We start from the raw sequence: 7,019 nt of genomic DNA, 5'->3' as shown, positions 1-7,019 counted from the left end.
GCTGACGGCGAGGACGTCCGGTCAGACGGCGAGGAGCCGCTCGGCGAGGGCGGTGTGGGTGACCAGGGTGCTGATGAAGTTCCCCCGGAGGGCGGCGCGCAGCGCCTCGGCCTTCTCCGCGCCGTAGGCGAGGGCGATGACCTCGGGGGTGGCGCGCAGCTGCTCGACGCTGACGCCGATCGTCCGCCGTTCCAGCCCGTCCGAGACCACCCGTCCCTCGCCGTCCAGCAGGTTGCCGCAGAGTTCGGCGCGGACGCCGAGCTCGGCCAGTCGCCGCTGCTCGTCCTCGCTGAGGACGTCGTGCACGGTGGACTCGCCGGGACCCCAGCCGCCCACGGCGATGACGGCGGTGTCGAGCTGGTCGTAGTAGCTCAGGGCCTTGGCGACGCTGGGGTCCCCGCACAGCGCGGCGGCGGTGGCCTCGTCGGCCACCACGAGGGGCGCGTAGTAGATGACGGCGGTGCCGCCGCCGGCCTGGGCGGCGCTGCGCGTGAGTTCGAGGCTGTTGTCCGAGACGCCGGGTTGGGGGATGGCCCCGCAGAGCTGCACGACGGTGCAGTGCGGCAGTGACCGCAGTTCCCTGCTCATCCGTTGGAGCGAGCGGCCCCAGGCCACGCCGAGCACGGCGTTGTCGGCGACGAGTTCGGTCAGCACGGTGGCGGCGAGCCGGCCGACCTGGTCGCGCAGGTCGATCGGGTCCTCGTCGTGGGTGTCGGCGACGACGACGTTGCGCAGGCCGAAGTGGACGCGCAGCCGTTGGGAGAGTTCGGTGTCGATGTCGGCGGTCCGGCCGATCTCGATGCGGACGAGACCGGTGGCCCTGGCCCGGTCGAGGAGCCTGGCGACCTTGAACCTGCTGAGCCCGAACTCGGCCGCGATCTGCACCTTGGAGAGCCCGTCCAGGTAGAAGCGGCGGGCGATCGCCGCGGCCAGCACCAGTTCGGCGGGACCCCACTCGGTCGAGGGCACAGCAGGCTCGGACATCCGACGAATCCTACTCACGGTCTCCGTTTCCCATCGCCGACGACGGAACAGTTGACACCGCACCGATGCCGGTATTCACTCTACGCCACAGATGTGCACGAATGTGCTCATATGAGCATCAAAGGTGAGGTCATGCGAGCAGCGGTGATTGACGTACCCGGAACCGTCCGTGTGGGGGAGGTGCCGGATCCGACACCGACGCCCGACCAGATCGTCGTGAAGGTCGAAGCCTGCGGGATCTGCGGCACCGACCTGCACATCGCGGACGGTGAGTTCCCGCCCTCGCCCTACCCGCTGGTCCCCGGCCACGAGTTCGCCGGCGAGGTCGTCGAGGTCGGTCCCGGCGTCGCCACCGGAGTCGCCGTGGGCGACCGGGTCGCCGTCGACCCGTCGCTGTTCTGCGGCTACTGCACGCCCTGCCGGGCCGGGCACGGCAACCTCTGCGCCAACTGGGGCGCCACCGGCGACACCGTCAACGGGGCCTTCGCCGAGTTCGTGGCCGTCCCCGCCGACACCGCCTACACGCTGGCCGAGACGACCAGCTACGCCGACGGCGCGCTGGTCGAACCGCTGTCCTGCGCGGTGCACGGCGTGCGCACCCTGGGCGTGGAGGTCGGGGAACGCATCCTCGTCGTCGGCACCGGCACGATGGGCCTGCTGATCATCCAGCTGCTCACCCGCGCCGGCGCCCGGGTGTACGCGGTGGACCGGAACGCCGCCCGCCTGCCGATGGCCGAGCGGCACGGGGCGGTGGCCACCGCCACCAGCATCGAGGAGCTCGACACCGCGCCCTTCGACGCCGCCGTGGACGTGACCGGTGCGCCGCCGGCCATCGAAGGCGCCTTCGACGCGCTCCGCCGGGGCGGCCGGCTCCAGATTTTCGGCGTGGCCGCCGACACCGCCCGCATCAGCCTCTCCCCGTTCCGCATCTACAACGACGAGATCCGCATCGTCGGTTCGATGGCGGTGCTGCACAGCTTCGGCGCCGCGCTCAACCTGATCGAGTCCGGTCTGATCGACACCACCGGGCTGGTCAGCCACACCCTGCCGCTGTCGTCCTTCCCGTCGGCGCTGGAGATGGTGCGCGCCGGGACCGGGCTGAAGGTGCAGGTCTCCCCCACGCTGCTCGACCAGGGCCAGACCACCGGTTCCTGACCCCGCCCCGCCCCTCGATCCGCTACCACGTCCTTCCGGGAGGACACCGATGTCCATCTCCGAACGCCGTTCGCCGGGCCGTCGAGGCCCGGCGCGCGTCGTCGCGGCCTTACTCACGGTCCCGGTGCTGCTGGGCGCCTGCGCCGGCGCCGGCGACCTCGGCAGCTCCGGCGACCGCACCCGCCTGACGGTCGCGATCGTGGCGAACCCGCAGATGGAGGACGCGATGACGCTGTCCTCCCAGTTCCGGGCCGCCAACCCCGACATCGACCCGGTGTTCGTCAGCCTGCCCGAGAACGAGGCGCGCGCCAAGATCACGGCGTCCGTCGCGACCGGCGGCAGTGAGTACGACATCGTGATGATCAGCAACTACGAGACGCAGATGTGGGCGGAGAACGGGTGGTTGGTCAACCTCCAGCCCTACATCGACGACAACCCCGAGTACGACGACGCGGACTTCATCCCCACGATCCGGGAGTCGCTGTCCTACGAGGGCGACATGTACTCGGTGCCCTTCTACGGCGAGTCGTCGTTCCTGGTGTACCGGGAGGACCTCTTCGAGGAGGCCGGGCTGACGATGCCCGAGCAGCCGACGTGGACCGAGATCGCCGAGTTCGCCAGCGTGCTGGACGACCCGGCCAACGGGCGGTCGGGCATCTGCCTGCGCGGACTGGCCGGCTGGGGTGAGAACCTCGCCCCGCTCGGCACGGTCATCCACACCTTCGGCGGCCGCTGGTTCGACGAGGAGTGGAACGCGGCCCTGGACTCCCCGGAGACCGCCGCGGCGGTCCAGTTCTACGTCGACCTGGTGCGCGAGCACGGCCAGCCCGGCGCGGCCACCAGCGGCTACACCGACTGCCTGACCCGGTACAGCCAGGGCCAGACGGCCATGTGGTACGACGCGACCGCCATGGTCAGCGCCGTGGAGGACCCCTCGGAGAGCCTGGTCGCCGGGCAGAGCGGCTACGCGCCGGCCCCGGTCCAGGAGACCGACGGGGCTGGCTGGCTGTACTCCTGGTCGCTGAGCATCCCGGAGACCTCGGAGCACAAGGACGAGGCGTGGCGGTTCATCCAGTGGGTGACCGACAAGGACTACCAGCGGCTGGTCGGTGAGGAGCTGGGCTGGTCCCGGGTCCCGCCGGGGGCACGGCTGTCCACCTACGAGATCCCCGAGTACGCGGAGGTCGCCGGCGCGTTCGCCGAACCGACCCTGCGGGCGCTGGCCAGCGGCGACGAGAGCAACCCGACGACGCTGCCCATCCCCTACGAGGGCATCCAGTTCGTCCGGATCCCGGAGTTCCAGGACCTGGGGACCCGCGTGGGTCAGCAGATCTCCGCCGCCGTCGCCGGGTCGGTGACGGTCGAGGAGGCCCTGGAGCAGTCCCAGCGGTACGCCGAGACCGTCGGCCAGACCTATCAGGGATGAGGTGTCGCTGGTGAGCACGGTGCAGACGGCGGAGGGACCAACTCCCGCCCCCGCGAGCATGACCCCGGAGATGAAGAAGGCCGTCCGGCGGACCGGGTGGGTGCGACGCGCCCCCCTGATGCCGGCGCTGATCTTCGCGATCCTGGTGACGCAGCTCCCGTTCCTGCTGACGATCTTCTACTCGTTGCAGTCCTGGAACCTGGTACGCCCGGGTTCCTCGGAGTTCGTCGGCCTCGACAACTACATCAACGTCTTCGCTGACAGCACCTTCCGGGGCGCGGCGCTGCGGACGATCCTCATCACCGGCGGCTGCGTGCTGATCGCGATGCTGTTCGGTGTGCTGCTGGCGATCCTGCTCGACCGGCCCTTCAGGGGTCGGGGGGTGGTGCGGACCCTGCTGATCACCCCGTTCCTGGTGATGCCGGTAGCCGGGGCCCTGCTGTGGAAGACCACGATCTTCGACCCGCTGTTCGGGCTGCTGAACTTCGTCCTCAGCCCGTTCGGGGTGGACAGCGTGGCCTGGGTGTCGCAGTACCCGATGGCCGCGGTGATCACGGCCCTGGTGTGGCAGTGGACGCCGTTCATGATGCTGCTCGTCCTCGCCGGGCTCCAGAGCCAGGGCAAGGACGTGCTCGAGGCGTCGGCCACCGACGGCGCGAACCGCTGGCAGACCTTCCGCTGGGTGACCCTGCCGCACCTGCGGCGCTACATCGAGCTGGGTCTGCTCCTGGGCTCGATCTACGTGGTCAACACCTTCGACACCATCTACATGATGACCCAGGGCGGGCCGGGGACGTCCACGACGAACCTGCCCTTCTACCTCTACCAGCGGGCCTTCCTGGGCTTCGACGTCGGCCAGGCGGCGGCGCTGGGTGTCGTCACCGTGATCGGCACGATCATCGTCGCGACGGTGGCCATGCGGCTGATCTTCCGCAGCTTCTCCCGGGAGGACTCGTGAACGCATCGACCGAGCTGACGAGCAGACCGCGGCCGGCGGAGTCGAGGTCGGGCGCGCCGGCGGGCCGGCGCAAGCAGACCGGTGCGCAGCGGGCGGGCGGTATCGCGCTGACCACGCTCACCTGGGTGCTGGGGCTGGCGTTCTTCTTCCCCGTGCTGTGGATGGCGCTGACCGGGTTCAAGTCGGAGGCGGAGGCCTACAGCGACCCGCCGACGCTGTTCTTCGTGCCGACCTTGGAGCAGTACCGCAGCGTGTTCGACCGGGGCGTGCTGCCCTACCTGCTGAACTCGGTGTGGGCGACGCTGATCTCGGCGATCCTGGTGATCGTGCTGGCCACCCCGGCGGCCTACGCGCTGTCGATCAAGCCGGTGAAGCGCACCCAGGACGTGCTGTTCTTCTTCATCTCCACCAAGATGCTGCCGGTCGCGGCGGTCATCGTGCCGCTCTACGTCGCGGCGCAGCAGCTGTCGCTGGCGGACAACATCTGGACGCTGGTGGTCCTCTACACGGCGATGAACCTGCCGATCGCGGTGTGGATGATGCGGTCCTTCTTCATGGAGGTGCCGAAGGAGATGTTGGAGGCGGCCCGGGTCGACGGGGCGACGCTGCCGCAGATGTTGCGGCAGGTCCTGATGCCGGTGGTGCTGCCCGGGGTGGCCGCGACGGCACTCATCTGCCTCATCTTCTCCTGGAACGAGTTCTTCTTCGCCGTGAACCTGACAGCGGCCCGCGCGGCCACCGTGCCGGTGTTCCTGGTCGGCTTCATCACCAGTGAGGGCCTGTACTGGGCGCAGCTGTCGGCGGCGGCCACCCTGGCCTCGCTCCCGGTCATCCTCGCCGGGTGGGCCGCGCAGAAGCAGCTGGTGCGTGGTCTGTCGATGGGTGCGGTGAAGTGATCTGCCGTCACCGCGCGGTTCACGCCGGTCGGTGACCACGGACCCACTGAGCCCGTGCCGGCGTGCTCAGTGGCCCGACGCCCCCGTCGGGGTTCCCTGGTGGGCGCGGCGTCGGAGGAACGCCCCGGCGTGGCCGCCTCGCGCGGACCGCGCCGGGGCGTTCGCACGTTCACCGGTCCTTCCGAGGACGGCCACGGGTCGCGGGTCTCCCCCGACCACCGTCGAGGCCCGCCGGGTCACCGTTGTCCCGCCGGGATGACCGGGCGCGGTCCGCTTCTGGCGCGGGGCGGGGCGGTCCGCACGGGATGGGCGGTGCCCGGGCTCCGGGTACGGCGCTGGCCGTCACCAGCTCCCGTCCTCGGCGAGCGCACCCGAACACCCGAGTGGACGCGGCCGCGCCCTGGCCCGGGCGGGGCGGCCGATGACCTCAGCCCGACGACGGGTCCGAGGAGGTCGTGCCGGAGGAACGTGAACCCGCCCCGACGGCCGGTCCCCGCCGGGGCGGGCGACCCCGTCCCGCGCCACGGCCCCGCGCGTGGGTGATCCAGCACTGGACGGCGATCACCACGCCGAGCAGGACACCGACCACGGCCGGCCAGTGCGCGCCGCCGCCCTCGGGACGGTCCACGACGGCGCTCACGGCGAAGATGACCGCGCTGGCGGCGGCCGCGACGCCGGCCACGGCGAGGACGCGCTGGCTCCAGGCTGGCGGATGGGGTGCGGCCACGTGCTCACTCCCGGTGGTGTCGTCCTCGGGCGGCCCAGGGCCTGGTGACGCCGGGCCGGCGGCCTCGATGGCCGGCGCGTGGCCTCGTCACGGGAGGCCGGCGGGGGCGGTGATCACGATACGCCGCCGGTGGCACCGCCCGTCCCGGGCGGGTCTGGCGGCGGGCGACGGTGGCTCGGTCGGGACGGCGCTGGGGCGGCGACACCGCTGGGCGGGGATTCCTCGGGGGGATCCGGGTCGGTCCGGTGCCCGGGGCGAGCGCGGTCACCTGGCTGGCGCTCCGACCTCCTGTCCTCCCGAACGGCGGCGTTCCACCGCACCCAGTAGATCACGGCGGACACCGCGAAGAGCGATCCGGTCGCGACGAACCACCCGTTGATCTCACCGTTCTCCCGGTGGTGCAGGACAACGGCGACGGTGAACAGCAGGGCCGTGACGGTGTTGAGGACGGCGTTGATGATCAGGAGCCGAGGGCTCCACGGGGTACGACGACGTGGGGGCACTCCTCACCTCCCCGACTCGCCGGCGTTCCGCCGGATCTCCGCCTCCCGGCCGCGCATCCGCTCGTCGTCGCGGCGCGTCTTCCGCCACGCGCGTGAGCGCACCCAGCCGGCGCCGCCCAGCGTGACAGCCAGGGCGAGCAGCCACGGAGCCGGCAGCTCCAGCAGTTCCCGGAGCCTGCCACCATCGACGGCGGCGACCAGGGCGCCGATCAGCGCGAAGGCCACCACCAACCCCGCACCGGCCAGGCCCCTGGCGCGGCGCGACCGGCGGCGGGGCGGCGGGACATCGGTCTCGGACACGCGGCACACTCCCGTCCACTGGCTCGGCCAGTGGACGGGCCGGGCGCGGCGGTCGCCGTCGGTCCTCCTG

At 71.5% G+C, this 7,019-nt stretch carries 8 protein-coding genes; 4 read left to right on the top strand and 4 right to left on the bottom strand.

Annotation, left to right across the window (positions count from 1 at the left end; translation table 11 throughout):
• Positions 1-21: 21 nt before the first annotated feature.
• Positions 22-984: a sugar-binding transcriptional regulator gene (locus ACTIDRAF_RS0221580; protein ID WP_039788689.1), complete on the bottom strand. Its 963-nt coding sequence runs from the start codon at positions 982-984 to the stop codon at positions 22-24.
• A 132-nt stretch (positions 985-1,116) separates the two neighbouring features.
• On the opposite strand from ACTIDRAF_RS0221580, the gene ACTIDRAF_RS0221575 reads away from it, so the two are divergent.
• The 4 genes from ACTIDRAF_RS0221575 to ACTIDRAF_RS0221560 all read left to right on the top strand — a co-directional run bounded on the left by ACTIDRAF_RS0221575 (position 1,117) and on the right by ACTIDRAF_RS0221560 (position 5,419).
• Entirely contained in the window at positions 1,117-2,139 is a 1,023-nt protein-coding gene (locus ACTIDRAF_RS0221575) for a zinc-dependent alcohol dehydrogenase family protein (protein ID WP_026066364.1), read from the top strand.
• A 49-nt stretch (positions 2,140-2,188) separates the two neighbouring features.
• Positions 2,189-3,565, top strand: a complete 1,377-nt coding sequence (locus ACTIDRAF_RS0221570; RefSeq protein WP_016700793.1) for an ABC transporter substrate-binding protein — start codon at positions 2,189-2,191, stop codon at positions 3,563-3,565.
• A 58-nt stretch (positions 3,566-3,623) separates the two neighbouring features.
• Positions 3,624-4,523 carry a carbohydrate ABC transporter permease gene (locus ACTIDRAF_RS0221565; protein ID WP_016700792.1) on the top strand — a complete coding sequence of 300 codons (900 nt, stop codon included), beginning with the start codon at positions 3,624-3,626 and terminating at the stop codon, positions 4,521-4,523.
• Positions 4,524-4,624: 101 nt separating this feature from the next.
• Positions 4,625-5,419: a carbohydrate ABC transporter permease gene (locus ACTIDRAF_RS0221560; RefSeq protein ID WP_245533606.1), complete on the top strand. Its 795-nt coding sequence runs from the start codon at positions 4,625-4,627 to the stop codon at positions 5,417-5,419.
• A gap of 427 nt (positions 5,420-5,846) precedes the next feature.
• Here ACTIDRAF_RS0221560 and ACTIDRAF_RS0221555 read toward each other — a convergent pair whose 3' ends face one another.
• The 3 genes from ACTIDRAF_RS0221555 to ACTIDRAF_RS30400 all read right to left on the bottom strand — a co-directional run.
• On the bottom strand, positions 5,847-6,146 hold the full coding sequence (locus tag ACTIDRAF_RS0221555; protein WP_157163193.1) for a hypothetical protein: 300 nt from the start codon (positions 6,144-6,146) through the stop codon (positions 5,847-5,849).
• A gap of 113 nt (positions 6,147-6,259) precedes the next feature.
• Positions 6,260-6,649 carry a hypothetical protein gene (locus ACTIDRAF_RS0221550; RefSeq protein WP_016700789.1) on the bottom strand — a complete coding sequence of 130 codons (390 nt, stop codon included), beginning with the start codon at positions 6,647-6,649 and terminating at the stop codon, positions 6,260-6,262.
• 3 nt (positions 6,650-6,652) lie between these two features.
• Positions 6,653-7,019 (bottom strand): hypothetical protein (locus ACTIDRAF_RS30400; protein WP_039788687.1); only part of this gene is annotated, 367 nt, incomplete at its 5' end.

Origin of the sequence: Actinoalloteichus spitiensis RMV-1378 (assembly GCF_000239155.1) — a bacterium.
Taxonomy (GTDB): Bacteria; Actinomycetota; Actinomycetes; order Mycobacteriales; family Pseudonocardiaceae; genus Actinoalloteichus_B; species Actinoalloteichus_B spitiensis.
This window is presented reverse-complemented; position numbering and strand designations above follow the sequence as displayed.